The organism is Stenotrophomonas sp. 96582_Sma (assembly GCF_056480905.1).
Map to the genome: position 1 here is coordinate 4,628,417 of NZ_CM151122.1, position 24,628 is coordinate 4,653,044.

The 24,628-nt window shown below is 66.3% G+C and carries 20 protein-coding genes and 1 pseudogene; 11 read left to right on the forward strand and 10 right to left on the reverse strand.

What is annotated here, in order from left to right; genetic code table 11:
* Positions 1-111: 111 nt before the first annotated feature.
* The 3 genes from ACZK2R_RS21720 to ACZK2R_RS21730 form a co-directional block, all read right to left on the reverse strand.
* Positions 112-717, reverse strand: coding sequence for a thioredoxin family protein (locus tag ACZK2R_RS21720; protein ID WP_180838403.1), 606 nt, complete (start codon positions 715-717; stop codon positions 112-114).
* A gap of 19 nt (positions 718-736) precedes the next feature.
* Complete coding sequence (locus ACZK2R_RS21725) at positions 737-2,236, reverse strand: peptide MFS transporter (RefSeq protein WP_032127146.1); 1,500 nt, start codon at positions 2,234-2,236, stop codon at positions 737-739.
* 181 nt (positions 2,237-2,417) lie between these two features.
* Entirely contained in the window at positions 2,418-3,293 is an 876-nt protein-coding gene (locus ACZK2R_RS21730; protein WP_180838402.1) for a tryptophan 2,3-dioxygenase, read from the reverse strand.
* A 335-nt stretch (positions 3,294-3,628) separates the two neighbouring features.
* Here ACZK2R_RS21730 and pdhA point away from each other — a divergent pair, with 335 nt between their 5' ends.
* The 5 genes from pdhA to ACZK2R_RS21755 all read left to right on the forward strand — a co-directional run bounded on the left by pdhA (position 3,629) and on the right by ACZK2R_RS21755 (position 8,770).
* On the forward strand, positions 3,629-4,711 hold the full coding sequence (pdhA, locus tag ACZK2R_RS21735; RefSeq protein WP_180838401.1) for a pyruvate dehydrogenase (acetyl-transferring) E1 component subunit alpha: 1,083 nt from the start codon (positions 3,629-3,631) through the stop codon (positions 4,709-4,711).
* Positions 4,704-5,771 carry an alpha-ketoacid dehydrogenase subunit beta gene (locus ACZK2R_RS21740; protein WP_005414714.1) on the forward strand — a complete coding sequence of 356 codons (1,068 nt, stop codon included), beginning with the start codon at positions 4,704-4,706 and terminating at the stop codon, positions 5,769-5,771. Before pdhA ends, ACZK2R_RS21740 begins: the two co-directional genes overlap by 8 nt.
* 1 nt (position 5,772) lies before the next feature.
* Positions 5,773-6,126 (forward strand): SH3 domain-containing protein, encoded by a 354-nt coding sequence (locus tag ACZK2R_RS21745; protein ID WP_180838400.1) that lies wholly within the window; start codon positions 5,773-5,775, stop codon positions 6,124-6,126.
* Positions 6,123-7,508: a dihydrolipoamide acetyltransferase family protein gene (locus ACZK2R_RS21750; protein ID WP_032127143.1), complete on the forward strand. Its 1,386-nt coding sequence runs from the start codon at positions 6,123-6,125 to the stop codon at positions 7,506-7,508. The genes ACZK2R_RS21745 and ACZK2R_RS21750 overlap by 4 nt, the downstream gene beginning before the upstream one ends.
* 272 nt (positions 7,509-7,780) lie before the next feature.
* Positions 7,781-8,770 carry a hypothetical protein gene (locus ACZK2R_RS21755; protein ID WP_258015812.1) on the forward strand — a complete coding sequence of 330 codons (990 nt, stop codon included), beginning with the start codon at positions 7,781-7,783 and terminating at the stop codon, positions 8,768-8,770.
* 30 nt (positions 8,771-8,800) lie between these two features.
* On the opposite strand, the gene ACZK2R_RS21760 is transcribed toward ACZK2R_RS21755, so the two are convergent.
* The 3 genes from ACZK2R_RS21760 to ACZK2R_RS21770 all read right to left on the reverse strand — a co-directional run bounded on the left by ACZK2R_RS21760 (position 8,801) and on the right by ACZK2R_RS21770 (position 10,813).
* Complete coding sequence (locus ACZK2R_RS21760; protein ID WP_180838399.1) at positions 8,801-9,187, reverse strand: VOC family protein; 387 nt, start codon at positions 9,185-9,187, stop codon at positions 8,801-8,803.
* Positions 9,188-9,470: 283 nt separating this feature from the next.
* Complete coding sequence (locus tag ACZK2R_RS21765) at positions 9,471-10,178, reverse strand: helix-turn-helix transcriptional regulator (RefSeq protein WP_180838398.1); 708 nt, start codon at positions 10,176-10,178, stop codon at positions 9,471-9,473.
* On the reverse strand, positions 10,178-10,813 hold the full coding sequence (locus ACZK2R_RS21770) for a Rossmann-fold NAD(P)-binding domain-containing protein (RefSeq protein WP_180838397.1): 636 nt from the start codon (positions 10,811-10,813) through the stop codon (positions 10,178-10,180). Before ACZK2R_RS21770 ends, ACZK2R_RS21765 begins: the two co-directional genes overlap by 1 nt.
* Before the next feature lie 105 nt (positions 10,814-10,918).
* Between ACZK2R_RS21770 and ACZK2R_RS21775 the strand changes: the two genes are divergently transcribed.
* Complete coding sequence (locus ACZK2R_RS21775; protein WP_006360671.1) at positions 10,919-12,457, forward strand: GGDEF domain-containing protein; 1,539 nt, start codon at positions 10,919-10,921, stop codon at positions 12,455-12,457.
* A 604-nt stretch (positions 12,458-13,061) separates the two neighbouring features.
* Here ACZK2R_RS21775 and ACZK2R_RS21780 read toward each other — a convergent pair.
* Positions 13,062-13,988, reverse strand: a complete 927-nt coding sequence (locus ACZK2R_RS21780) for a DUF808 domain-containing protein (RefSeq protein WP_180838785.1) — start codon at positions 13,986-13,988, stop codon at positions 13,062-13,064.
* A gap of 208 nt (positions 13,989-14,196) precedes the next feature.
* Between ACZK2R_RS21780 and ACZK2R_RS21785 the strand changes: the two are divergent.
* Positions 14,197-15,843: pseudogene (locus ACZK2R_RS21785) on the forward strand (ABC1 kinase family protein); the annotation flags it as partial.
* Positions 15,844-16,087: 244 nt separating this feature from the next.
* A complete protein-coding gene (locus ACZK2R_RS21790; RefSeq protein ID WP_180838784.1) occupies positions 16,088-18,193 on the forward strand; it encodes a phosphoglycerol transferase I in 2,106 nt (701 codons plus the stop codon).
* Positions 18,194-18,725: 532 nt separating this feature from the next.
* Here ACZK2R_RS21790 and ACZK2R_RS21795 read toward each other — a convergent pair.
* Both ACZK2R_RS21795 and ACZK2R_RS21800 read right to left on the reverse strand, forming a co-directional pair.
* Complete coding sequence (locus ACZK2R_RS21795) at positions 18,726-21,146, reverse strand: DUF3772 domain-containing protein (protein WP_180837715.1); 2,421 nt, start codon at positions 21,144-21,146, stop codon at positions 18,726-18,728.
* A gap of 96 nt (positions 21,147-21,242) precedes the next feature.
* Positions 21,243-21,491, reverse strand: a complete 249-nt coding sequence (locus ACZK2R_RS21800; protein WP_006399378.1) for a hypothetical protein — start codon at positions 21,489-21,491, stop codon at positions 21,243-21,245.
* Between the two features lie 182 nt (positions 21,492-21,673).
* Here ACZK2R_RS21800 and ACZK2R_RS21805 point away from each other — a divergent pair, with 182 nt between their 5' ends.
* From ACZK2R_RS21805 to ACZK2R_RS21815, 3 genes are all read left to right on the forward strand, one after another.
* Positions 21,674-22,168, forward strand: coding sequence for a lipocalin family protein (locus ACZK2R_RS21805; RefSeq protein WP_125894251.1), 495 nt, complete (start codon positions 21,674-21,676; stop codon positions 22,166-22,168).
* 12 nt (positions 22,169-22,180) lie between these two features.
* A complete protein-coding gene (locus tag ACZK2R_RS21810) occupies positions 22,181-23,389 on the forward strand; it encodes an NAD(P)/FAD-dependent oxidoreductase (protein ID WP_180837714.1) in 1,209 nt (402 codons plus the stop codon).
* A gap of 126 nt (positions 23,390-23,515) precedes the next feature.
* Positions 23,516-23,998, forward strand: coding sequence for a hypothetical protein (locus ACZK2R_RS21815; protein ID WP_049400799.1), 483 nt, complete (start codon positions 23,516-23,518; stop codon positions 23,996-23,998).
* A gap of 128 nt (positions 23,999-24,126) precedes the next feature.
* Here ACZK2R_RS21815 and ACZK2R_RS21820 read toward each other — a convergent pair whose 3' ends face one another.
* Positions 24,127-24,561 (reverse strand): PepSY domain-containing protein, encoded by a 435-nt coding sequence (locus ACZK2R_RS21820; protein ID WP_125894255.1) that lies wholly within the window; start codon positions 24,559-24,561, stop codon positions 24,127-24,129.
* Between the last annotated feature and the right edge of the window lie 67 nt (positions 24,562-24,628).

Below are 24,628 nucleotides of genomic sequence, written 5' to 3' on the forward strand. Positions count from 1 at the left end.
TTCAGAGAGTGTGACCGCACCCACAGTAGAGCCGCGCCAGGCGTGGATGTGCCTCAGTGCCGACCAACGGTCGGCATCCACCGAAGCGGCCGGCCAGCGGCCGGCACTACCCTATTCCGGTTTGTCAGGTGCCCACTGCTTGAGGAACGCGGTCACCCGCGCGGGCTGGAAGGCTTCGCCCTTGCGCAGCTCGCCGGTGGCCTGCGACACCAGCAGTCCGCCATCGGCATCAAGTACCAGCAGGTACGGGTAGTCGCGTTCCATCATCGGGAACTGGGCGAAGAAAGCGGTGTTGGGCTGTTCGTCGCTGGTGTTGACCTTCACCCACACGTAGTGGGCATCGCGGAAGCGGCGCAGGTCGCCGTTGCCTTCCACCACCTCGTCCAGCGCCCGGCAGCGCTCACAGGCGGCGTTGCCGACCTCGAGCAGGATCCGCTTCTTGCCGCGCTGGGCTTCCACCTTGGCGGTGGCCAGGTCGTCGGCGGGATCGCGGGCCGGGTCGAACTGCGCGCCGAGCCCTGCGATGGCGGCGATGTCCGCCGCCACCGGGGTGTTGCCCGAGGCCACCGGTTCGCTGGGGTCAGCGACCGGTGGCTCGGTGGGCCGGGTATCCAGAGGCTGCGTAGGCTCGGCGGCGGCAGGCGGTTGCGGTTGGGAACAGGCGCCGATCAGCGCCGCACAGACCACCACCATTGCACCACCGAGCTTGCTGCGCATGCCTTCTACCCTCTCATCATCATTTGACGCCGTGCATCAGCTTGTTGATCAGCGGGGCGACCAGGAACAGCACCACGCCGGAGCCGATCAGGGCCCAGAACCCGAAGGTATACCCCTTCAGGGCCGACTCGACCGTCATGCCGCCTTCACCACTGACCACGCCAGCGAAGATGCCCGACAGGTTGTTGCCGATGCCGGTGGACAGGAACCAGCCACCCATGCCGAAGCCGACCAGGCGCACCGGGGCCAGCTTGGTCACCATCGACAGGCCGATCGGCGACAGGCACAGCTCACCCACCGACTGGATGACGTAGACCATGAACAGGGTCCAGAACGGGATCTTGCCGTCCACGACCATCTGCGACAGCGCGTACATCAGCAGGGCGAAGGCGGCGCCGTTGAACAGCAGGCCCAGGCCGAACTTGCGCGGGATGGACGGATTGGCGCGGCCCAGGGCCACCCAGATCCAGGCGATGATCGGCGCCAGGGTGATGATGGCCACCGAGTTGACCGACTGGAACCACGCGGTCGGGAAGGTCCAGTCACCCATCTGGCGGTTGACGATGTTCTCGGCCAGGAAGGTGAACGAGCTGCCGGCCTGCTCGAAGAACATCCAGAACATCACGTTGAAGGCGAAGATGATCAGCATCGCGATCACGCGGTCGCGCTGCACCTTGCCCTCGCGGATGCCCTCGACCAGCAGCAGGATGGCCAGCGCGGTGAACATCGCGCCCAGGATCCAGGCCAGCGCGGTGGCGCCAGTGGCCAGCAGGAAGTAGGCGACCGGGATGGCGACCACGGCACCGGCCAGCACCATGATGATGCGGCCGAAGCCTTCAGCGCCGGCCGGCGGTGCACCGATGCCCTTCAGGCCGGCACGACCGATGTAGAACCACACCAGCGAGATCAGCATGCCCACGCCCGAGGCGATGAACACGACCTTGTAGGACGGCATCGCGTCGGTACCGAAGACCTTGCGGGCCAGATACTCGGTCAGCACCGGGGCGATCATCGCGCCGATGTTGATGCCCATGTAGAAGATGGTGAAGCCCGAATCACGGCGCTCGTCCTTCAGGCCATACAGCTTGCCGACCATGGTCGAGATGTTGGGCTTGAACAGGCCGTTGCCGACGATGATCGTGGCCAGGCCGAGCTTGAAGATGTGCTCCTGCGGCAGCGAGATCATGAACAGGCCGGCGGCCATGATGATCGCGCCGGTCAGGATCGATCGCTGGTAACCCAGTACCCGGTCGGCCACGTAGCCACCGAAGATCGCTGCGGCATACACCAGGGCCAGGTAGGCGCCGTAGATGCGGCTGGCGTCGCCTTCACCGGCAGCGCTGCCGTTGTAGAACTGGGCGACGATGTACAGCACCAAGGCCCAGCGGATGCCGTAGAACGCAAAGCGCTCCCAGAACTCGGTCATGAACAGCATCCACAACGGGCGCGGGTGGCCCAGCGTGGTCTTGAAGTCCGGCAGCGCCGGCTCTGGGGTGTTCGCAGTGGCGTTTACGCTCATGCGGATTTCCTGGTTCGGTGGATGACGAGCACGTCCGATGTGCAGTTGGAGCAACGCGCGAGGATCACCGACTTCTGGCGTTCACGTCAAATACACGCCGTTTGAGGCAGGTGCCAGCCTGCTCCCTGAACTTGCATCTGAAACGATCCAGCCGCCGGCCGGGATCCAAGCTGAATACGGATCAACCCTCTTCTGCCGGGGGCCCGGCCTGCAGGCTGGTCCGCACCTGGAACAGTTCGGGGAAGAAGGTCAGTTCCAGCGCCTTGGCCAGGAAGCCCACGCCGGACGAGCCGCCCGTGCCGCGCTTGAAGCCGATCACCCGCATCACGGTGCGCATGTGTCGGAATCGCCACAGCTGGAAGGCGGTCTCCAGGTCCACCAGGTCCTCGCACAGCGAGTACTCGCGCCAGTAGCGGTCGGTGTCCTGGTAGATGCGTTCGAAGACCGGCTGCAGTGCGTCATCGGCCACATGCGGCTGGGTCCAGTCGTGGGCCTCGTACACCGCCGGGACGGCATGGCCGAAGCGGGCCAGGTATTTCAGGAATTCCTCGTACAGGCTGGGCGCCTCCAGCACGGTGCGCAGCTGCGCCTGCCCGGCCGCATCGTGCTCGAACACCTGCAGCATCTGTGCGTTCTTGTTGCCCAGCAGGAACTCGATGTAGCGGTACTGCAGCGACTGGAAGCCCGACGACGGGCCCAGCACGTCGCGGAAGCCCATGTACTCGGACGGGGTCAGCGTTTCCAGTACCGACCACTGCTCGGTCAGCTGGCGCAGCACCTGCTTGCTGCGCGCCAGCACCTTGCGGCACTGCCAGACTTCATCACGCTGCAGGAAGCCGATTGCGGCACGCAGTTCGTGGCCAAGCAGCTTCAGCCACAGCTCCGAGGTCTGGTGCTGGATGATGAAGAGCATCTCGTCATGGTGCGGCGGGTTGGACAACGGCTGCTGCGCGCTGAGCAGCTGGTCCAGCCGCAGGTAGCCGCCATAGGTCAGCCGCCCCTGCAGGTCGGTGTGGATGCCGGCTTCGAGATCGCGTTGGTTGTTGTCGACGGACATGGGCGGGACCAGATCGGGGGCGGCAAGGGTAGCGCGTTGCCGCCGCGCTGGCAGCCGCCGGGTCCATACCCGGGCGTGCGGAAGGCCGTGGAGCATCGCCCGATGCCGGGCCTGCGCGTGGAACCGATCAGGCCGTTGCGCGGGCAGTCAGCCAGAGGCATATTCTGATGCTTTGCAGCAACGACTGAATACGTTGTTGTTATTGGCCCCCCACCCGCCGGCAGGGGTAAAACGGGGTGTCGCCGTGTTGCGCCGCAGGAAGGCTATTCCGTACGCGTTCCTTAACATGGCGATTCATATCATTTGTAACTTCTCTGTCGAAGGTGCAGTACGCAATGACGGTTGCCGCTGAATTCAAGATCGAATACCTGCAGTACCTGGATACGGACGGCAAACTCGTCCGCGATGACCTGCCCGCGTCGCTGCGCGACCCCAAGGTCCTGGTACCGCTGTTCAAGCAGATGCTGTTCGTACGTACGTTCGACAGCAAATCCATCGCACTGCAGCGCACCGGCAAGCTCGGCACCTATGCCGCCTGCCTGGGCCACGAAGCCGCACACGTGGGTATCGGCGCGGCGATGCAGAAGGACGACGTGTTCGCGCCTTCGTACCGCGAGTATGGCGCGATGTTCATGCGTGGCGTGCGCCCGCACGACGTGCTGATGTACTGGGGCGGCGACGAACGCGGCAACGATTACGGCGGCAACGCGGCCAAGGACTTCCCGTTCTGCGTGCCGATCTCCACCCAGTGCCTGCATGCCGCAGGCGCCGCGCTGAAGTTCAAGCTCAACAAGGAAGCGCAGATCGCGGTGGCGGTGTGCGGCGACGGCGGCAGCTCCAAGACCGACTTCTACGCAGCACTGAATTCGGCCGGCGCCTACAAGCTCCCGCTGATCCTGTGCATCGTCAACAACGGTTGGGCCATCTCGGTTCCGCGTTCGGCCCAGACCGGTGCCGAAACACTGGCGCAGAAGGGCCTGGCCGGTGGCCTGCACTGCCTGCAGGTGGACGGCAACGACCTGATCGCGGTGCTGGCGGCCATGGAGCAGGCGCGCGAACGTGCGCTGGCCGGCGACGGCGGCACCGTGCTGGAACTGATGACCTACCGCCTGTCCGACCACACCACCGCCGATGACGCGCGCCGCTACCGCGACGACGCCGAAGTGAAGGATGCCTGGCAGCGCGAGCCGATGCTGCGCCTGCGCAAGTACCTGATCAACGCCGGTGTGTGGAGCGAAGAAGAGGAAACCGCCTGGGTCGCCGAGTGCGGCACGCGCGTGGACGAGGAAGTGAACCTGTACCTCAACACGCCGGTGCAGCCGGTCGAGGCGATGTTCGACTTCCTGTATGCCGATCCGCCGCCGGACCTGCTGGCCCAGCGTGCCCAGGCGATCGCCCTGGAGAAGCGCCATGGATGAGATCAAGAACGGCGCGCCCGGCGCGCACACCAACGCCGCCGACAGCGCTGCGGTCGCGCGCGGAGAAGAGAGCATGACCACCACCCCGATCACCCTGATCGAAGCCATCACCCAGGCGCTGGCCTGGGAGCTGGAACACGACCCGTCGGTGCTGGTGCTGGGCGAAGACGTGGGCGTCAACGGCGGCGTGTTCCGCGCCACTGCCGGTCTGCAGCAGCGCTTCGGCTCGGACCGCATCCTCGACACCCCGCTGGATGAAACCACCATCGCCGGCCTGACGATTGGTCTTGCCGCGCAGGGCATGAAGCCGGTGGCCGAAGCCCAGTTCGATGGCTTCATGTACCCGATGGTCGACCATATCGTCTGCCACGCCGCACGCCTGCGTTACCGCACGCGTGGCCGCCTGCACTGCCCGATGGTGCTGCGCGTGCCGTGGGGCGGTGGCATCCGCGCGCCGGAACACCACAGCGAAGCCAACGAGGCGATCTTCACCAACGTGCCGGGGCTGCGCGTGGTGCTGCCGTCGTCGCCGCAGCGTGCCTATGGCCTGCTGCTGGCCGCGATCCGTGAACCGGATCCGGTGATCTACATGGAGCCCAAGCGCATCTACCGCCAGTACAAGGAAGTGGTCGTCAACGACGGCGAAGCCTTGCCGCTGGACGTCTGCTTCGTGCTGCGCGACGGCACCGACGTGACCCTGGTGACCTGGGGCGCGCAGGTGAAGGAAGCGCTGGAAGCGGCCGACAAGCTGGCCGGTGAAGGCATCAGTGCCGAAGTCATCGACGTGGCCACGCTGCGTCCGCTGGACTTTGCCACCATCGCCGAATCGGTGGCCAAGACCGGCCGCTGCGTGATCGTGCAGGAGGCCCCGAAGACCGCGGGCTTCGGCGCCGAGATCGCCGCGCGCCTGGCCGAGGAATCGATCTACGACCTGCTGGCCCCGGTCGAGCGCGTCACTGGCTACGACACCCACATTCCGCTGTTCCGCCTGGAAATGAAGTACCTGCCGAGCGTTGAGCGGATCGTGGCTGCGGCCAAGCGCGCGGTGGCGGCCGGCTGACATGCGGGCCCGCCTTCTGGGGGCTTACCGCAGCCAGTATCCCAACCCGCTCCGGTTCAACACCGGCCAGATCGTCGAAGTAGGTGTCCGTGACGAGGAATGGCCGGCGTTTGCCTGGGTACGCACCAACGATGGGCGCGCTGGATGGGCGCCCATCGCCTGGTTGCAGCTGCTGGACGAGGGTCGCGCCGAAGCGCTGTGCGACTACGACGCCCGCGAGCTGGATGTGGAAAGCGGCGAGATGGTGAAGCTTCATCACGAACACGGCGGGTGGTGGTGGTCCGAGCGCGCCAATGGCGCGACGGGTTGGCTGCCGGCCCGCGAACTGGAACTGCTGGAAGAGAACTGCAAATGAGCCAGACCAAGAACTTCAACCTGCCCGACCTGGGCGAAGGCCTGCCGGACGCGACCATCGTCGAGTGGTTCGTCAAGGAAGGCGATGTGATCAAGCTGGACGAGCCGCTGGTCTCGATGGAGACCGCCAAGGCCGTCGTCGAAGTGCCGTCGCCGTTCTCCGGCAAGGTGCTGAAGCTGTCAGGCGCTGCTGGCGACATCATCCCGACCGGCTCGGTGCTGGCCAGCTTCGAACTGGACCCGAACCTGCCGCAGCGCGCCGATGGCCAGGACACCGGCCACAGCCACGGCCATGCCGCACCTGCCGCAGCACCGACCCCGCCGCCGCTGCCGGCCGCTGCCGCACCGGTGGCCGCCGAAGCCGCCAAGCCCGCCGCCGCCGAGCGTGATGACGCCGGTACCGTGGTCGGCGCGATGCAGAGCTCCAACGCCGTGCACGCCGAACAGGCGCTGGCCGTCGGTGGCGTCAAGGCCGTGCCGGCCGTGCGTGCCACCGCGCGCAAGCTGGGCGTGGACCTGTCCCGCGTGCGCGCCACCGGCGCCGATGGCGCGGTGACCATGGCCGACGTCAAGCAGGCGGCTGCGGATGGCAGCGCCAAGATCGGTGCCGCTCCGGCTCCGGCCGCTGCTGCCTATGCCGCGCCGGCCCCGGCGCAGGTGTCTGCCCCGGTGCAGAGCGAAGCGCGCACCCCGCTGTCCGCCGCCGGCAAGCCGATGCGCACCCAGCCGCCGGGCGTGGTCGCCAAGGGCCAGCCGGAACCGCTGAAGGGCGTGCGCCGCAACATGGCGCGCGTGATGGCCGACGCACACAGCAAGGTCGTGCCGACCACGCTGAACGACGACGCCGACATCCACGCCTGGCTGCCGGGCAATGACGTCACCGCGCGCCTGGTGCGTTCGATCGTGGTCGCCGCGCAGAAGGTGCCGGCGATGAACGCCTGGTTCGACGGTGAAGCGCTGACCCGCACCCTGCACGCGCAGGTGGACATCGGCATCGCCGTGGACACCGACGACGGCCTGTTCGTACCGGCCCTGCGCAACGCCGACATGCTCGATGCACGCGGCATCCGCGAAGGCGTCAACCGCCTGCGCGAGCAGGTGGAATCGCGTTCGATCGCCGCCTCGGAACTGAGCGGCTACACCATCTCGCTGTCCAATTTCGGCATGTTCGCCGGCCGCTACGCGACCCCGGTCGTGGTGCCGCCGTGTGTGGCCATCGTTGGTGCCGGCCGTGCCCGCCACCAGATGACCCCGGTGATGGGCGGCGTGGAAGCCCACAAGGTGATCCCGCTGTCGGTCACCTTCGACCACCGCGCGGCCACCGGTGGTGAAGCGGCCCGCTTCCTGCGCGCGATGATGGACGATTTGGCGCTGGCCAGCTGATCGGCCACATTATCGGTGGGTGCCGACCTTGGTTGGCACATGAAACTGATTGGTGGGTGCCAACCTTGGTTGGCACATGAAGTGGAGAAACGCCGGGCAATGCCCGGCGTTTTTTTGTGCCTGCTCCGTCGCACCCCATCTACGCATGGACGTGGATCTACTGGGCTCTCCGACGGTCGGGCGAGAGCGCAAGGGGGCATTTTGAGAATAGTTGCATGGATTCCCAAGAGTAGCTCGATAGCATTGAGCCTCTCTGCAGACGTCGAATTTCCATGTTCGAGACACCACCCAAACTCGAAGAATTCCTGAAGGCGGGCGATGATTTTTTCCGCGCCTCTCCATTTTTCTTACGGTTGACGAGGGATGAGGATCCGTCTGACGCGAACTGGGTCCTCAGCATCATCTTCCTGCGCTGGCTCGCTCGAAATCGCGCGTTTCTCGACGCATCGGTCGGCTCTACGGTGGTCGCCGCACCCTCGCCAGCAAATACCTTGGCATGCATCGAAGCTGCCTTCCAGGACGAAATCCCCGGCGCTGCGTTCGACCCGGAATTGTTGGAGTTCACCGTTCGCTACTTCTGCATGGCTGCCCCCTACTTGTCGGACTTCTTCTCGTTGTTCCCTCAAGACGCCATACCTTCGCCGGACGCCATGTGGGACAAACAGGAGCAGGTGTACGCAGTTATCGACTCCCGTCTGCAGTCATGGCGCAATGGCGAGCCCATCGTCCGGGCGGTCATCCCCAATGCTGATCAACAAGGAGACGCTGAACCGGCTACGCCGCTGGACGCTGATGTCTGGATCTCAACGCTGGCAACGCTATCGGATGCTGCGGTCACCCGAGAAAGCTGCTGGGCATATGCCAACCACTTCTACCGGCCTCTGACGAAACCACCGTCATTGGAAGTCGTCCTGGCAGTCATGAGGGAATTTCTTCGCGACCCACCACATGATGCGTCGATCATGACTGCAACTGACAACTTCCTGTCGGATATTCCGTTCTCCCGCTACATCAAAGCCTACTCCATCCTCGCACCTGAACTGCTGGACCGTGCTTCAGATGCCGCGCTCAATCTGTTTGACTATCCAGGTTGTGAACTGACACCCCGTCAGATACGGCAGTTCATCAAGGAACTCAGGCGGTGCAATCCCGGCCGCGATGTGGTCGGAGAGCTGGCCCAGCTGGCCATTGAATGGGATTCGGAAGACGACGAGACATTTTCAATCGTCATCGAAGCAGCGCAGAAGCAAGGGCAGGTCTAGGAGCCGGCCAGCACCGGCTCCCTCCCTGAATCAATCGCGCGCGACCAACCCCTCGGCGCGGCTGTAGACACGCAGGCGGTGACCATCAGGATCGGCGCCGACGAAGGTATGGCCGAATTCCAAGGTCACCGGTGCCTGCAGGATCTGCACGCCGAGTGCGTGCCACGCATCGTGCATCTGCTGCACGGCCTCCGGGTTGCCGACCACCATCGCCAGTTCGGCGGCACCGGCCTGTGCGGACACCGGCGGTTGCACGTCGTCGCGTTGCCACAGGCCCAGTGCGACGCCATCGCCGAGCAGAAACAGGGCGAAACCGGGCGACTGCTCGACCGGTGGCTTGCCGAGAATGCCGCTGTAAAACGTGGCGCTGGTGGCGACGTCGCGCACGTACTGCAGCAGGGTGCTGGGCGTGAACATGGGGAACCTCCGTTGTTGGGAGCAATCATGGTGGTACGGCCCTGCTGACAGATTCTGTCAGTAGCGTCGAGCTTGCTCGACTGCTGTTGCCGTTGCTCTGGTAGATGTCGAGCTTGCTCGACTGCTGTTGCCGTTGCCCTGGTAGATGTCGAGCTTGCTCGACTGCTATTCGCGAAGATCAAAGGCGGTCGAGCAAGCTCGACCACTACCAGGAGCAAAGAGCGAAGCCCACCTCTCCCCGAAGCAGGAAGCGAAGCACAGAGGCAGGCGAGCAAGCCCGACGCTACGAACGATCCAGCCAGTCCGGTGCGATGCCCTGCGCCTTCTGCCAGCGCCGCAGCAGGGTGGCGCGCGGCACGGGGTAGTGATCTTCCAGTGCACGCACCTGGCGGATGCGGTCCAGCCGGAAATGGCGGAAATCCTCGCGGCTCTCACACCACGCCGCCAGCATCGGCACTTCATCGAAGTAGCCCAGCGCGAACGGCCAGACAGTGCGCTCGCTGCGCTGGCCGTGCGCATCCTCGTAACCGAACTTCAGGCGCTGCTGTGAACCCACTGCTTCGCGCACGGCCTGCAGGCGCGCAGGCGGCACCTTGGCTGCAGCGCGCAAAGGGCCAACGCGCAGGCCGCTGTCACGCAAGGCTTCCCGACGCGCTGCTGGCAGCACATGCGCGATACGCGCTAGGGCATCGCGTGCGGCTTCGGCCAACGCGGGTTCGGTACGGGCCGCAACCCAGCGCAGGCCCAGCACCAGCGCGTCGATCTCGGCCGGTGGCAGGGTCATCGGTGGCAGGGTGTCGCTCGGCGCCAGCTGGTAGCCAACGCCGGCCTCGCCACGCAGGTCAGCGCCCTGCTCACGCAGGGTCTCGATATCGCGGTACAGCGTGCGCAGGCTGATGCCCAGCGCTTCGGCCAGCGTCTGCCCGGCCACCGGCCGCCGATGGCGGCGCAGCAGCTGCAGCAACTGGGTCAGGCGCAGCGCACGCGACATCAGCCGGCCAGTGCGCTCGATGCCACCACGTGCTCACCCGGTTGCGGGGCCAGCGCGGCCTCGACCAGAGCCTTGGCGATTTCGCTGGCCGGGTTGATCCGCCACGCCCGTGGCAACACCGGCCCCAATGCACCCAACACCGTCAGGGCCAGGCGCTCGCCACGACGCACCTCGTTGCGCTCGCCCCCGATCAGCCCTGGGCGAACCAGGGTCAACGCGTTGAAGTCCAGCGCGCGCAGGTCACGCTCCAGCTCGCCCTTCACCCGGCTGTAGAAGATCGACGACTGTGGATTGGCGCCGGCTGCGGAATTCAGCACATAAGTCTGTGCACCCTGTGCCTGTGCGAGCCGCGCGAACGCCAGCGGGTAGTCATGATCGATGCGGTGGAAAGCCTCGCGGCTGCCGGCCTGGGCAATGGTGCTGCCGAGCGCGCAGATGACCGCGTCCACGCGCGCCCATGCTGGCGAAGTGGGCAACGCGTCGAAGGCCAGCACCGGGTTCTCCAGCTTCCCGTGGGTCATGCCCAACGGGCGGCGGGTGGGCGCCACCACGCCACTGCAGCGCGGGTCGTCCAGCAGGCGGGGCAGGGCCAGCCCGCCGACCAGGCCGGTCGCCCCCAGCAACATCACGCGCATCACCACCTCCACTGCGGCATCCTGTCGCCCATCCTAGCCGTTCAAGCCGTCGGCGGCCGCGCCGATATGCTGGAACCAGTCCCTGCCAGCCCCAGGATTTGCTCCATGACGGACCAGCCCGACCACCGCCCTGCCCCCGGTACCGCCCTTGGGCCGCCGGCACGCGTGCGCGCGGTGGTGGACGATGGGCTGGGCGACCGCGTGGTGCTGCAGGGTGGCGGTGGGGTGGCCCTGCAGCAGCTGTTCGCCGGGGCCGACGCACCGGAGCCGCTGCTGGCCGCGTTCGCCAATGGCATGGCCACCCTGCCCGGCGAACTGGGCGACATGGGCGACCGCCTGCAGTCGGCGCAGGCCAGCGCCGATTGGCCGCGCTATGGGCGCGCGATGCGGCAGCTGATCGACAAGTACATCCGCACCATCGAACAGCATTCGCCGGATGGGCAGCCGGAAAGCCTGCGCCTGTCCGAGCAGCTGCGCCTACTGTTGGGCGGCGCGGTGGTGGCCCTGCTGCAGCACGATCCGGACCTGCGCGAGCAGGCGCAGACGCTGGCCATGCAGCTGCGCCAGTGGCAACCGGGCACGGCGCTGGAACCGATCGAACAGGGCGTGCGCGAGCTCGGCCACCAGGTCGGCGTGCGTGCCGAGAGCTGGCAGGAGCAGCAGGCGCTGCTGCTTGAGCTGTTCGCGCTGCTGCTGGAGAACGTGAGCGAGCTGCTGGATGACCGCAGCTGGCTGCAGGGCCAGATCGCGGCAGTGCGCCACCTGCTGGACGGACCGCTGGAAGCCGAAGCGGTGGAGCGCACCCGCGCCGAGCTGCGCGAAGTGATCTACAAGCAGGGCCTGCTGCGCCAGGGCATCGACGATTCGAAGGCGGCGATGCGCGGGCTGATGGGTGAGTTCATCGAACGCATGGATGGCATGGCCACCAGCACCGGTGAGTACCACGACCGCATCGGCAGCTATGCACTGCAGCTGCGCGAGGCACGCAGCATCGCCGACCTCAACCAGCTGCTGCAGGAAGTGATGCGCGATACCGGCAAGGTGCAGCAGCAGGCCGCGCAGGCGCGCGATCATCTGGCCAGCGCGCGCCAGGAAGTGGAACGTGCCGAGCAGCGCATCGCCGAGCTTGAGCAGGAACTGCGCGCGGCCGGCGATCTGGCCCGCATCGATCCCCTGACCCAGGCACTGAACCGCCGCGGCCTGGACGAACTGCTGCAGCGTGAGCTGGCCCGCGCCGCGCGCAACAACTCACCGCTGGGCGTGGCGATGATCGACCTGGACGATTTCCACCAGACCAACGATGCACATGGCCATGCCGGTGGCGATGCACTGCTGCAGCACTTGGTGACCGTGTGCAAGCTGCTGCTGCGGGCAACCGACGGCATCGCGCGGCTGGGTGGCGACGAGTTCGTGCTGGTACTGCCTGAAACCCAGGGTGCCGACAGCATGGCCACCGTGCAACGCCTGCAGCGCTCGCTGGCGCACCGCGTGTTGACCGTGCAGGACCAGCGCGTGCCGGTGCATTTCAGTGCCGGGTTGGCGCAATGGCAGCCCGGCGATGACACCGAAGCGCTGCTGCGGCGCGCGGATGACGCGCTGTATGCGGCCAAGCGGCAGGGCAAGAACCGGGTGCAGGCGGGTTGATCGCCCGGCCCACCGCGAACCGCTTCGGTAGGTGCCAACCTTGGTTGGCTCACGCCGGAACAAAGCGCCGACCAAGGTCGGCCTCTACCAACGCAAAGGACAGCGCTTTGGTAGGTGGCAACCTTGGTTGGCACACGCCGGGGCAAAGCGCCGACCAAGGTCGGCCTCTACCAACGCCAAGGACAGCGCTTTGGTAGGTGCCAACCTTGGTTGGCTCACGCCGGAACGAAGCGCCGACCAAGGTCGGCCTCTACCAACGCAAAGGACAGCGCTTCGGTAGGTGCCAACCTTGGTTGGCTCACGCCGGAACGAAGCGCCGACCAAGGTCGGCCTCTACCAACGCAAAGGACAGCGCTTCGGTAGGTGGCAACCTTGGTTGGCTCACGCCGGAACAAAGCGCCGACCAAGGTCGGCCTCTACCAACGCCAAGGACAGCGCTTCGGTAGGTGCCAACCTTGGTTGGCTCACGCCGGAACAAAGCGCCGACCAAGGTCGGCCTCTACCAACGCAAAGGACAGCGCCTCGGTAGGTGCCAACCTTGGTTGGCACGCGCGTAAACAAAGCGCCGACCAAGGTCGGCCTCCACCGGGCAATGGGCCGCCGCTTACTTACCGCGCAGCTTCTGGAACCCGGTCACCGCCGCCAGCACGATGGCACCGGCGATGATGCCCACCACCATGTTGGCCGCAGCACTGATCAGCCAGCCCCACTGCCCTTCGCCACCCAGCGCCTGCACCGCGTGGTGCAGCGCCGGCACGTTGTGCACCAGGATGCCGCCGCCGACCAGGAACATCGCGATGGTCCCGGCCACCGACAGGAACTTCATCAGCCACGGCGCCGAGGCCACCAGGCCACGACCGAAGGCAGCAATGGCACCGCCCTTGCGCGACAGGTACAGGCCGACGTCATCAAGCTTCACGATGCCCGCGACCAGCCCGTAGACGAAGACCGTCATCGCCAGTGCGACCACGGCCAGGGTGACCACCTGGTTGGTGAACGGCGCGGTGGCGACCACGCCCAGGGTCAACACGATGATCTCGGCCGAGAGGATGAAGTCGGTGCGGATCGCGCCCTTCACCTTGTCCTTCTCCCACGCGACCATGTCCACCTGGGTATCGGCCAGCGCCTTGCGCCGCTCGGCCTGATGCTCGGCATCGTCGTCAGCCGAATGCAGGAAGCGGTGCGCCAGCTTCTCCACGCCCTCGAAGCACAAGAAGGCACCACCGATCATCATCAATGGCACGATCAGCGGCACGTTCCAGCCACGGCTGTGCAGCCAGGCCTCCAGCGCACTGATCGCCAGCGCCGCCGGTACCAGGATCACCTTGTTCACCAGCGAGCCCTTGGCCACCGCCCACACCACCGGCAGTTCGCGGTTGGCGTTGACCCCGGTCACCTGCTGCGCGTTCAGCGCCAGGTCGTCGCCCAGCACGCCGGCGGTCTTCTTTGCCGCGACCTTGGTCAGGACCGAGACATCGTCGAGCAGGGTGGCGATATCGTCGAGCAGGGCGAACAGGCTGGCACCGGCCATGGGGCGTCCAAGAAAGGGAATGAGCGGATTCTGACCGATACCGGGGCAGCTGCGGAAGCGGTCGGATTCACCGCGTGCCTACCGCCCCCCGGCGACACTGCGTAATCCGGACATTGCCGGCCAGCGGCCGGCACTACCTGTATCCGTCGCATGGGAGTGTCGCTTGAGCAATCCGCCCACCGCCAATGGCAATCCCCCGCTGGTCAAAGGCATGAACCGGCGCAGCCAGATCCTGCGCCTGCTGATGCGCTACCGCCATTCGGGCGTGTTCTCGGGCATGAACCTGGACGCCGCCAGCAACCAGGCCGACGTCCCCGCCGATGGCAACCCGGAACAGTTCGTCAGCGACCTGGAAGCGCTGGGACCGACCTTCGTCAAACTAGGCCAGATGCTGTCCACCCGCCCGGACATGGTGCCGGTCGAGTTCGCCACCGCGCTGGAGCGCATGCAGGAAAAGGTGGCCGAGATCCCGGTCGAGCGCATCCATGCCATCGTCGAGCAGGAGCTGGGCGCGCCGGTGAACAAGCTGTTTGCCGCGTTCGATCCCGAGCCACTGGGCTGTGCCTCGATCGCGCAGGTGCATCGCGCGGTGCTGCACGATGGCCGCCAGGTGGCGGTGAAGGTGCAGAAACCCGAGGTCGCCGCGCAGCTGCGCTCGGACCTGGAGGCACTGCGCAGCTTCGCGCTGGCCGCCGACCACCTGACCCAGGTGGGCCGTCGCGTGCGCCTGCGCGACTGGCTCAACGAGTTCGCCAAGACCCTGATGCAGGAGCTGGACTACCACGCCGAGGCCGAGAACCTGGCCCGTTTCGGCCGGCACCTGAAGCCGTTCCGCCGCCTGTGGATTCCGCAGCCGCTGTGGGATTACAGCAGCCAGCGTGTGCTGACCATGGAACTGGCCACCGGCGTGCGCGTAGATGCGATTCCCGATGTGCGCCGCACCGAGCAGTCGATGGACCCGCTGGCGGCGGCGCTGATCCGCGGCTACCTGGACCAGATCTTCGTGCATGGCGAGATCCATGCCGACCCGCACCCGGGCAACCTGCGGGTGATGCCAGATGGACGGCTGGCGATCTTCGACCTGGGCATGGTCGCGCACATGCCGCCGCGTCTGCGCGAGCGCCTGCTGAAGATCCTGTTCGCCGCGGTCGATGGTCGTGGCGAAGAAGTGGCCGACGACCTGATCAGCATCAGCACGCGGCTGGAGGCGTTCGACGAAGAACGCTATCTGCGCGAGACGGGCCAGCTGATCGCGCGCTACGCCGCCAGCGGCAGCTTCTCCGAAGGCCGCGTGGTGCTGGACATGGTGCGCATCGCCACCGCCTGCGGCCTGCGCACGCCGCCGGAACTGAGCCTGCTGGGCAAGGCGCTGCTCAATCTGGAAACCGTGTGCCGGCTGCTGGCACCGGACCTGGATACCCGCCGCATCGTCGAGCGCCAGCTGCAGCACGTAATGCGTGCGCGCCTGAAGAAATCGCTGTCTGCCGCCAACCTCGCCAGCGAGGCGATGGAGCTGCAGCAGCTGCTGCGCGATGGGCCGCGCAAGCTGTCGGACATCATGGCGCTGCTGGCCGAGAACCGCCTGCAGATGAAGGTGACCGGCCTGGAAGAATCGCGGTTGATGGAAAACCTGCAGAAGATCGCCAACCGCGTGGCGGCCGGCATCATCAGCGCCGCATTGATCATGGCCGCCGCGATGATGATGAAGATCGACACCGGCTGGCACCTGTTCGGCTACCCGCTCATTGCGCTGATTCTGCTGTTCATCGGCGTGGTGCTCGGCCTTGGCATCGTGACCAGTGCATTGCTGTTCGACCGTCGTGCGCGGGCACGCGAAGAACGTGGTCATCGCTAGCGCATCAGCGAAAACCGCCGTATTCATGCGGTTTTTAATGTAATCCAACGAAGCCCTTCACGCTCGTTTTACCTTCTGAGCGCGATTGCGCGCGTGTTATTTCAACAAACATTTCAGTCAGGTTCGTGCATGCACTATCGGGTCATCGGCCTGTCATGTGCATGTGCTTGTGGCAGCGTCGGTCGGATGGACACGCGTCGGTACGACGTCCATCACCACCACCCCGTCACTGCCGAAGCTGCCTATGCTCTGGATACTGCTGCTGTCGTTGTTGCTGCTGTGCTGGTTGTTCCTCGCGTCCGACAAGTGGGTGTGGTGGAAGGCTGGTGCATTCTCGCTGCTGCTGCTCATGCTCAGCGCGTGGTGGCTGATCGACAAGCTGTCCGGTGATGGGCTCAATGCCGCCACCCTGTACCACCTGGGCGCCGACATGGAAGGCGCCGGTGTCTCCGACTTCAAGGGCTATATCGCCGGTTTCATCGTGCTGGCCCTGGTCTCGCTGCTACCGCTGTTCGCTACGCGGGTGAAGCGCTGGCGCCGGCCCGGCCATGGTGGCGCATTGTTCGCCAGTTTCGCGGCCGTATGGGTGGCCACGATCATGATCAGCCCTCTGGCCCGCGACGGCCAGCGCCTGTACCAGCAGCTGCGCCCGGTCGACTTCGCCCGCATCGCCCCCGAGTACCAAGTGCCGACGCAGCCGCTGCAGCGCCCGCGCAACATCGTCTGGATCTACGGCGAAAGCCTGGAACGCACCTACCTGGACGAGGCCGTGTTTCCCGGCCTGATGCCCAACCTCAACCGCCTGGCGTCCGAGTCGCTGGACGTACGCGGCCTGGCTTCGGCCGAGGGCAGCGGCTGGACCATCGCCGGCCTGGTGTCGTCGATGTGCGGCGTGCCGCTGACCACCTCGCAGGGTGATGAGAACAGCATGGACCGCATGGGCAGCTTCCTGCCCAAGGCCGTGTGCCTGGGCGATTACCTGAAGCAGCAGGGCTATACCAACCACTATCTGGGCGGTGCCAACGGCCAGTTCGCCGGCAAGGGCCAGTTCCTGGCCAGCCATGGTTTCGATGAAGTGCATGACCTGGCGTGGTTCAAGCAGCAGAAGAAGATCGGCCGCATCCACTACTCGGCCTGGGGCGTGCACGATGACGTGCTGCTGGATACCGCCTACCAGCGCTTCGAGCAGCTCTCGCGCGCCGGTTCGCCGTTCATGCTGACCACGCTGACCATGGACACCCACCACCCGGCCGGTCATCTGCCGGTGTCGTGCAAGGGCGAGCGCTACCAGAGCCAGTACGGCAACATCAACATGCTCAACGCGCTCAAGTGCAGCGACCGGCTGATCTCGCAGCTGGTGCAACGCATCCAGGCCAGCCCGTACGGCAAGGACACGCTGATCGTGATCGCCTCCGACCACCTGGCGATGCCCAACGATCTGACCCACATCCTGACCCGGCAGAAGCGTGAGAACCTGCTGCTGTTCCTGGGTGATGGCATTGCCCCGCAGCAGCTCAGCGCCGATGCCGGCACCACCCTGGATTCGGGTGCGACCCTGCTCAGCCTACTGGACCCGAACCTGAAGACGATGGGCTTCGGCCGTTCGCTGATCGACAGCCAGCGCGCGCCCAGCGCCAGCGTGGCCACCCAGCGCGATGGTGGCCGTGACTATCCGCAGTATCTGGCCTTCGCGCGTTCACTGTGGCTGGGCGAACCGACCCGCGAGCTGAAGATCGATGGCGATGACCAGGTGGTGGTCGGCCTGCAGCACGTACAGCCACCGGTGTTGCTGGAGTACGACAAGGACTGGAGTCTGAAGTCCGTGTACCTGGAAAACACCTCACGCCAGTTCGACGATGCCAACCCGGACAACACCCTGGCCTACGTCGACCGCTGCACCGCGTTCGAGGACGGCTCGGCCGACGGTGACTGGTGCGCCCTGCTGGTCAACCGCGACAACGGCATCAAGCTGTACCGCGACAACGACCTGCGTGGCGGCATCGCGGTGGATGCACCGCTGGATGCGTTCCAGGGCCCGCGCCCGAGCGTGCGCCAGGCGCACATGATCACCCAGAAGGGTCGTCGTACCCGTGCCGGCCAGTACATGCTGCAGCTGGTGGCGAGCACGCGCCCGGATCGCGGCTTCTGGATCGAGGCGGTGTCCTCGCAGCGCAAGGTGGTACTGGCGCAGCAGTGGGTGCAGCCCGATGCCAACGGCAAGATCAACGTGTCGTTCGGGCTGGACCACGAAGTGGATGATCTGGAGATCCGCGCGTGGTTGAACCATGCCGAGAAGCTGGCAGTGGATACGTTCGCACTGGTGCCCTCGCGCAGCCGACCACGAGGATAGGGGTTTCTTTGCAGGGCTGCGCCCTGCACCCGTGGTAGTGCTGGCCGCTGGCCGGCAACCTCAGAAGCAACAGCAACAGCGTGCATTCCGTGGTTTGGCGGGGTGGGTCCGGTTGCGGGGGACGCTGCAAGTACGTCCATGTAAGCTCGGTCGCCGCATCCATGCGGCTCACGCCCCCGCAACCGGACCCACCCCGCCTTCGACAGTTTGCTGCGGTCTGTTGGACATGCCGATGGGGTCAGATCCGTTTTCCGGAGGAAAACGGATCTGACCCCAGATTGATTTCGATATCTGACAGAAGTGTCGACCAAGGTCGACACCTACCGACAGCCGCAGGAATCTGTCAGAGGTGGGGCGGTGTCGGAGTGCGGGGTGTCAGCCGCATGGATGCGGCTGCCAAGCCTCCATGGACGGATTTACGGCGTCCCCGCACTCCGACACCGCCCCGCCAAACCACGGAATGCATGCTGTTGCTGTTGCTCTTGCGGTTGACGTTGATTCAGCGGGTGCAGGGCGCAGCCCTGCAGACCCTCTACTCCTGTGGATCGCGGGTGATGTGGATGTCGGTCGGGGTCGACAGCGGGATGTTCCGCTCCGCCAGGATCTGCAGCAGGCTGAAGTACAGATCGCTGCGGGTCGCATACACCTGCCGCGGGCTGGCCACGTACGCGAAGCTGTTGATGGTGATCTGGCCACCGGCAATGCTGTCGATGTAGACCGTCGGGGCCGGCTGCTTCAGCACGTTGGTGTGCGCGGTATACGCATCCAGCAGCGCCTGACGCAGGCTGCCGACATCGGTGCTGGGCGGCACCGCGAACTGGATCTGGATGCGCCCCTGGTTGTTGCCCATCGTCATGTTGCGCACGGTCTTGGTGACCAACTCGGAGTTGGGCACGATCAACGTCGACTTGTCGCCTACCTGGATCTCGGTCGAACGCAGGCTGATGCGGCGGATGTCGCCCTCCTGGTCGCCCAGCTTCACCCAGTCGCCGATCTTCACCGGGCGCTCGGCCAGCAGAATCAGACCGGAGACGAAGTTCTGTGTGATCACCTGCAGGCCGAAACCAATACCCACTGACAACGCACTGACGAGCAGCGCCAGCTTGGTCAGCTCCAGCCCCATCGCCGTCAACGCCCAGATCACGGCGAGGATGATGCCGACGTAGCGGGCGACGGTACTGACCGAGTTGCGCGCCCCCAGGTCCAGTTCGGTCTTGGGCAGGTAGGTATCGGTCAGCCAGCGCTGCACCAGCTGGGTGATCGCCAGGCCGGCCAGCAGCACCACAACCGCCAGCACAATCTGCATCGGCTTCAGGGTGGTTCCACCCAACGGAATGCCCGTGGTGAGCAGCGAAGAGAAGCGTTCCACCACCGCGCCGATGTTGCCAAACGGTGCCACCAGCGCCAGCAATGTGATCAGCACGACCACGGTACGCAGAACCGCCGACAGCAGCACGCCGGCCTGCTCCAGCCGCGACACGCTCAGGCCGGTACTGAGCAGGATGGTCTGACCCACCTTGCTGTCGGCGTTGAGCATCCACGTGCTCAAGTCATCGACGAACTTGAACAGCAGCGTCGCCGCCAGCACCACGATGCTGCCGCCGATCAGCTGCTGGTTCACGAATTTGGCGAAGTTCAGGTAGCCCATCAACGTCGCGACGATGGCGGCCACCACCGCGACATTGCCCGCCACGCGCGCCAGCACCAGCCAGCTGCTGCGGCGCACCGGAGTGGCAGCGCCCACGCCATCGGCCTGCGCCTCCAGCTTGGCCTCGGCCTCGGCGGTCTGCCGGCGATGCAGGCGCGCCAGGGTCACCAGCATGGCCATGATCAGGCCCAGGTAAGTCAGCGCAATCAGGCCATCCAGCGCCACCGTGGTGACATCGCTGGTACGCGTGGCCTGATCGAGGGCCACCAGCACCGTGCTCAGCCAGGCAAGCGCCGCCGCGCCCCACGCGTACTTGCGCAGCTTGAGCGCGGCGGTGTCATCCAGATTCAGCAACCGCCACGACGGCCGCTTGGGAACCAGCATGCAGGCGCTGAGTGCCGCAATGAACGCAGCGCGGAACGTTGCGGTCTCCAGCCCGTCGGCCACCACCTGCAGGCGCGGCGCAATCGCATTGATGGCATCCAGCGCCGCCATCAGCACCACCACGGCATAGCCGGGCAGCAGCGTGCCCACCAGCAGCAGCCACATGGCCAGGCCGGAGCGCCGCAGGCGGCCATCGGGCGCACGCTCGGACGCGGCAAAGCGGCGACCCAGCCGGCGCAGCCACAACCGCAGCGGGAACATCATCACCAGTGCAGCCAGCAGGCCCAGCAGCGGCGTGCCCCAGCCATTGGCCCGGACGCCAGCGACGAACGTATCGCGCCCCTGCTCGGCCAACGGCGCGACGCGTGCGATATCGATCGGCAGGCGCTCGGCAACTTTGCTCCACAGCGCGGGCGACAACGGCGAGGCAACCTTCTGCCCCAGTTCTTCGGTACGTTGCGCGGCGCGCTGCTGGTCGATGTCGGTCGCCAGCTGCTGGGCGCGCACGGCACTGGTCTTGGCCTGCGCTACCGACGCGGCCAGTCCGTCGCGTTGTTTGTTGATGCTGCGCCGTTGCGCCGCCAGTTCGGGCGGCTCGGTGGTGCCCTCGGCAGGCGTGCCCAGCTGCGCCAGTTGTTCGTCGAGGCGGACGAGCTGTGGCTGCAGCTCCTTTTCCAGCGCCTCGGCGTCACGCCGTACCTGCGAGGCATTCTCGGACAGCATCGCCAGCGTCTCGATGGCAGCCGCATCACCACGCTTGCGGTCGACCTCCTTCAGCTTCGCATCGATATCTGCCAGCTGCTGCTTCGGCGTGGGCGCATCATCCTGTGCCAGCACCGGCGCGGACAGCAGGAGGGCAGTGCACAGCGGCAGGGCCAGCCAAGGGCCCCGTGCACGGATCGATCGCAGGAAAGAAGACAAGCCAGCCACACCGGTTCGCGCGGACCACCGCGCCTGCGCGCGACTATACGGCAGAGCCGGTCAAGGGCGGATGGGTGGCCCCGGCAGCGTCGAGCATCAGTACTTCAGGCGCAGCTCTTCCACCGTGGGCTGCTGCAGCGCGTACCAGTCCTGGAACTCTTCCTCGGTGATTTCATCGGGCGCATACACCGCCACCGGGTGCCAGTCGTGGTCGGTCGGCAGCGGTTGGCGCGGGCCGGCACGCAGGCTGTAGGCCACGCCTTCGTAGTCGACCAGGTCATCGACCTGCGGCCACTGTTCGCGTGCGAACGCGGATTCACTCTTCAACAGGATCACCTGGTACATCGGCACCTCCACCTCGGTTGGATCAGGAAAACACGGCGCTGGCAGCAGGATACCGCCACGCCGGTGACAACGGGCGCTCCGCCGGGGCGACGGAACGTTCTGGACACGGCCATCGCCCCGGCTTCACCCGCCCATGGCAAGGCCATCGGCATCGTGGAGGCCCACCCCTGCCACGACCGCCGATGACCGAGTACCCGCCGCTGAAGACCGTTGCCGACCTCAAGCTGCCCCGCTACCTGGGCACCTGGTACGAGATCGCACGCCTGCCGATGCGCCATGAACCGGAAGGCTGCACCGACGTGTCGGCGCACTACACCCTGCTCGACAACGGCAACGTCGGCGTCACCAACCGCTGCCGTATGGACGGCGAGGTCGAGGAAGCCACCGGCGAGGCCTGCGCCGTCGACAACGACAGCGCGCGCCTGGAGGTGAGCTTCCTGCCCAAGGGCCTGCGCTGGCTGCCGTTCGCCAAGGGCGACTACTGGGTGATCCAGGTCGCGCCGGACTACAGCGTGGCACTGGTCGGCAGCCCGGACCGCAAGTACCTGTGGCTGCTGGCCCGCGAACCGCAGCTGGACGCTACCGTGCAGGACCATTATCTGGCGGCCGCCCGCCTGCAGGGCTTCGATCTGTCCGAACTGATCCAGACCCCGCATACCGGCCAGCCCACGGCCTGAGTGACGCCACGCATGGACCTGAAGAGTGGCTACCCGTGGTGGGCGGTACGCAACGGCCTGATCCACGCCTTTCCTGCGCTGCAGCAGGACCTGCGCTGTGACGTGCTGGTGGTCGGCGGCGGCATCACCGGTGCGCTGATCGCAGACGAGCTGTCCCATCACGGCCACGAGGTTGCAGTGATCGAACAGCGCGACATCGGCTGGGGCAGCACCGCTGCCAGCACTGCGCTGCTGCAGTACGAGATCGATACGCATCTGCTGGAGCTGACCGAACGCTATGGCCAGGACGCCGCTGCACTGGCGTACCGGGCCTGTGCGGAGGCAATCCCGGCACTGGCCGAGGTGGCGCGCGGGGTGAAGGACGTTGATTTCCAGCGCATGGACAGCCTGTACCTGGCCAGCCGCCATCGCGACGTGCCGCGCCTGATGGCCGAAGGTGAGGCACGGCGCGGAATCGGCCTGGATGCCCGCTGGCTGGGCCCGGAGGCACTGCGGGAGCGCTTCGACGTGGACGCCGGCGGTGCCCTGCTCACGCGCCAGGCGGCGCGGGTCGATCCCTATCGCCTGACCTATGCGCTGCTGCAGCGCGTGCGCCGGCGCGGCGGCAATGTGCATGACCGTACGGTACTGCACACGCTCACGCCCAGCGCGCGCGGGGTAACCGCCCTCACCGAGGGCGGCGCCACGATCCACGCCCGCCACGTGGTGCTGGCAATGGGCTATGCCAACCAACGCTGGCTGCATCAGCGCGTCGCACGCAACCGCAGCAGCTATGCCTTCATCACCGACCCGATCGATGCGGACGTGCTGGGCCGGCTGCGCAACACGATGGTGTGGGAGAGCGCACGCCCGTACCTCTACCTGCGCGCCACCGGCGACCGCCGCCTGCTGGTGGGCGGGCTGGACGACGCCATCGACATCCCCGCCCGCCGCGATAGGCGCGTAGAGCGCAAGGCCGACAAGCTGATGAAACAGCTCCAGCACTGGTTCCCGCGGCTGGATCCGGTGCCCGCCTTCTCCTGGGCCGGCACCTTCGCCGAAACCGCCGACGGCCTGCCTTTCTTCGGCCCGCACGATCAGTGGGGGCCACGGGTGCATTTCGCCATGGCCTACGGCGGCAACGGCATCACTTATTCGATGATCGGCGCCCAGCTGCTGCGGGCCCGGATCGAGCGGCGCAGGCATGCGCTGGAAGGGCTGTTCGGGTTCGGGCGGCTGTGACCTGCAGCCAGGCATGGCCTGGCTCTACCCCAATCCGGCGCCGACAGGCATCATTCAAGCAACCCCTGCTAGCGTCGGCCTGTACCGCCGCGTGTTGCGTGGCCACCTGTCCGCTGGAGCGCCGTCATGATCCGCCCCCTGACCCTGCTGCTGTGCCTGGCCCTGCCGGGAACCGTGCTGGCCCAGTCCGCCGCTGGCGCCACCGCGCCGCAGGCCGCCGGCCTGGACCTGACGCTGCCGCAGGCGCCGATGCGCTACCTCAACGACCCGGCCCTGCAGCAGGACCCGCCGGGCACGTACTACGGTGACAAGAGCGGCCCGCGCGTGCACGACGACGCGAAGATAGCCGACGTCACCGACGACAAGGTCAAAGTGTCCGGCAGCTTCACCACCGGCATCGGCTATTCCAAGAACGGTGGCAACAGCCACTACAACGCCGCCACGCTGAACCTGAGCAAGAACTACACCACCGATGAGGGCAAGACCCACGGGGTCAACGTCAACATCCACGTGAGCGAAGGCAAGGGCCCGGGCTTCTACGGCCCGTACGGCGGCTACTACGGCCGCGGCCCGGGCTACTGGGATTACCCGCCGCCGTTTGGCTGGTAAGCGCCGCGTCGGGCCTGGGCCGACCAAGGTCGGCCGCTACCGCTGCACGTGTCCGGTAGGTGTCGACCTTGGTCGACACGCTTTCTCCCCGTGTGCCGGCCAGCGGCCGGCACCTACCGGCACGCGAATCAATCCAGCCAGCCATCGCGCTCGCTGTGCAGGATGCGGCCGTCATAGCCGCTCAGGCGCACCTCCACTTTCTGGTTGCGGGCATTGCGGGCTTCCAGCGACCAGGTCGCACCATCGCGTTCCAGCGAATGGATCTCGCGCAGGCCATGCGCCTGTGCCCGTGCCAGCACCTGCTCGGTGGTCAACAGCGCGCGGCCGCTGTGCTCGTCGAAGATCTCGCCGGTCTTGGGGTCAACGTAGACCTCGCTGAAGCGGCCATCGGCGCGGCTCACGTCAGCCTCCCACAGACCATCATCGCGTTCGATCTCGTGGATCTGGGTGTAGCCGGCCTTGCGCAGGGTCTGTTCGACCTGGGCCATGCCCAGCGGTGCAGCCTGTGCGGCCGGTGCGATGGCCAGCAGAGCAACAGTGGCGAGGGTGAGCGACTTCAACATGGGGGTTCTCCTGTTCGTGTTCGTGGCCGGACCATCCCGGCAGCGCCACAATGCCCCCGTCGTGGTT

Excerpts from the sequence above, each read along its gene's own strand:
- ACZK2R_RS21720 (WP_180838403.1), bottom strand. The coding sequence starts at position 717 with ATGCGCAGCAAGCTCGGTGGTGCAATGGTGGTGGTCTGTGCGGCGCTG.
- ACZK2R_RS21725 (WP_032127146.1), bottom strand. The coding sequence starts at position 2,236 with ATGAGCGTAAACGCCACTGCGAACACCCCAGAGCCGGCGCTGCCGGAC.
- ACZK2R_RS21730 (WP_180838402.1), bottom strand. The coding sequence starts at position 3,293 with ATGTCCGTCGACAACAACCAACGCGATCTCGAAGCCGGCATCCACACC.
- pdhA (WP_180838401.1), top strand. The coding sequence starts at position 3,629 with ATGACGGTTGCCGCTGAATTCAAGATCGAATACCTGCAGTACCTGGAT.
- ACZK2R_RS21740 (WP_005414714.1), top strand. The coding sequence starts at position 4,704 with ATGGATGAGATCAAGAACGGCGCGCCCGGCGCGCACACCAACGCCGCC.
- ACZK2R_RS21745 (WP_180838400.1), top strand. The coding sequence starts at position 5,773 with ATGCGGGCCCGCCTTCTGGGGGCTTACCGCAGCCAGTATCCCAACCCG.
- ACZK2R_RS21750 (WP_032127143.1), top strand. The coding sequence starts at position 6,123 with ATGAGCCAGACCAAGAACTTCAACCTGCCCGACCTGGGCGAAGGCCTG.
- ACZK2R_RS21755 (WP_258015812.1), top strand. The coding sequence starts at position 7,781 with ATGTTCGAGACACCACCCAAACTCGAAGAATTCCTGAAGGCGGGCGAT.
- ACZK2R_RS21760 (WP_180838399.1), bottom strand. The coding sequence starts at position 9,187 with ATGTTCACGCCCAGCACCCTGCTGCAGTACGTGCGCGACGTCGCCACC.
- ACZK2R_RS21765 (WP_180838398.1), bottom strand. The coding sequence starts at position 10,178 with ATGTCGCGTGCGCTGCGCCTGACCCAGTTGCTGCAGCTGCTGCGCCGC.
- ACZK2R_RS21770 (WP_180838397.1), bottom strand. The coding sequence starts at position 10,813 with ATGCGCGTGATGTTGCTGGGGGCGACCGGCCTGGTCGGCGGGCTGGCC.
- ACZK2R_RS21775 (WP_006360671.1), top strand. The coding sequence starts at position 10,919 with ATGACGGACCAGCCCGACCACCGCCCTGCCCCCGGTACCGCCCTTGGG.
- ACZK2R_RS21780 (WP_180838785.1), bottom strand. The coding sequence starts at position 13,988 with ATGGCCGGTGCCAGCCTGTTCGCCCTGCTCGACGATATCGCCACCCTG.
- ACZK2R_RS21790 (WP_180838784.1), top strand. The coding sequence starts at position 16,088 with ATGCTCTGGATACTGCTGCTGTCGTTGTTGCTGCTGTGCTGGTTGTTC.
- ACZK2R_RS21800 (WP_006399378.1), bottom strand. The coding sequence starts at position 21,491 with ATGTACCAGGTGATCCTGTTGAAGAGTGAATCCGCGTTCGCACGCGAA.
- ACZK2R_RS21805 (WP_125894251.1), top strand. The coding sequence starts at position 21,674 with ATGACCGAGTACCCGCCGCTGAAGACCGTTGCCGACCTCAAGCTGCCC.
- ACZK2R_RS21810 (WP_180837714.1), top strand. The coding sequence starts at position 22,181 with ATGGACCTGAAGAGTGGCTACCCGTGGTGGGCGGTACGCAACGGCCTG.
- ACZK2R_RS21815 (WP_049400799.1), top strand. The coding sequence starts at position 23,516 with ATGATCCGCCCCCTGACCCTGCTGCTGTGCCTGGCCCTGCCGGGAACC.
- ACZK2R_RS21820 (WP_125894255.1), bottom strand. The coding sequence starts at position 24,561 with ATGTTGAAGTCGCTCACCCTCGCCACTGTTGCTCTGCTGGCCATCGCA.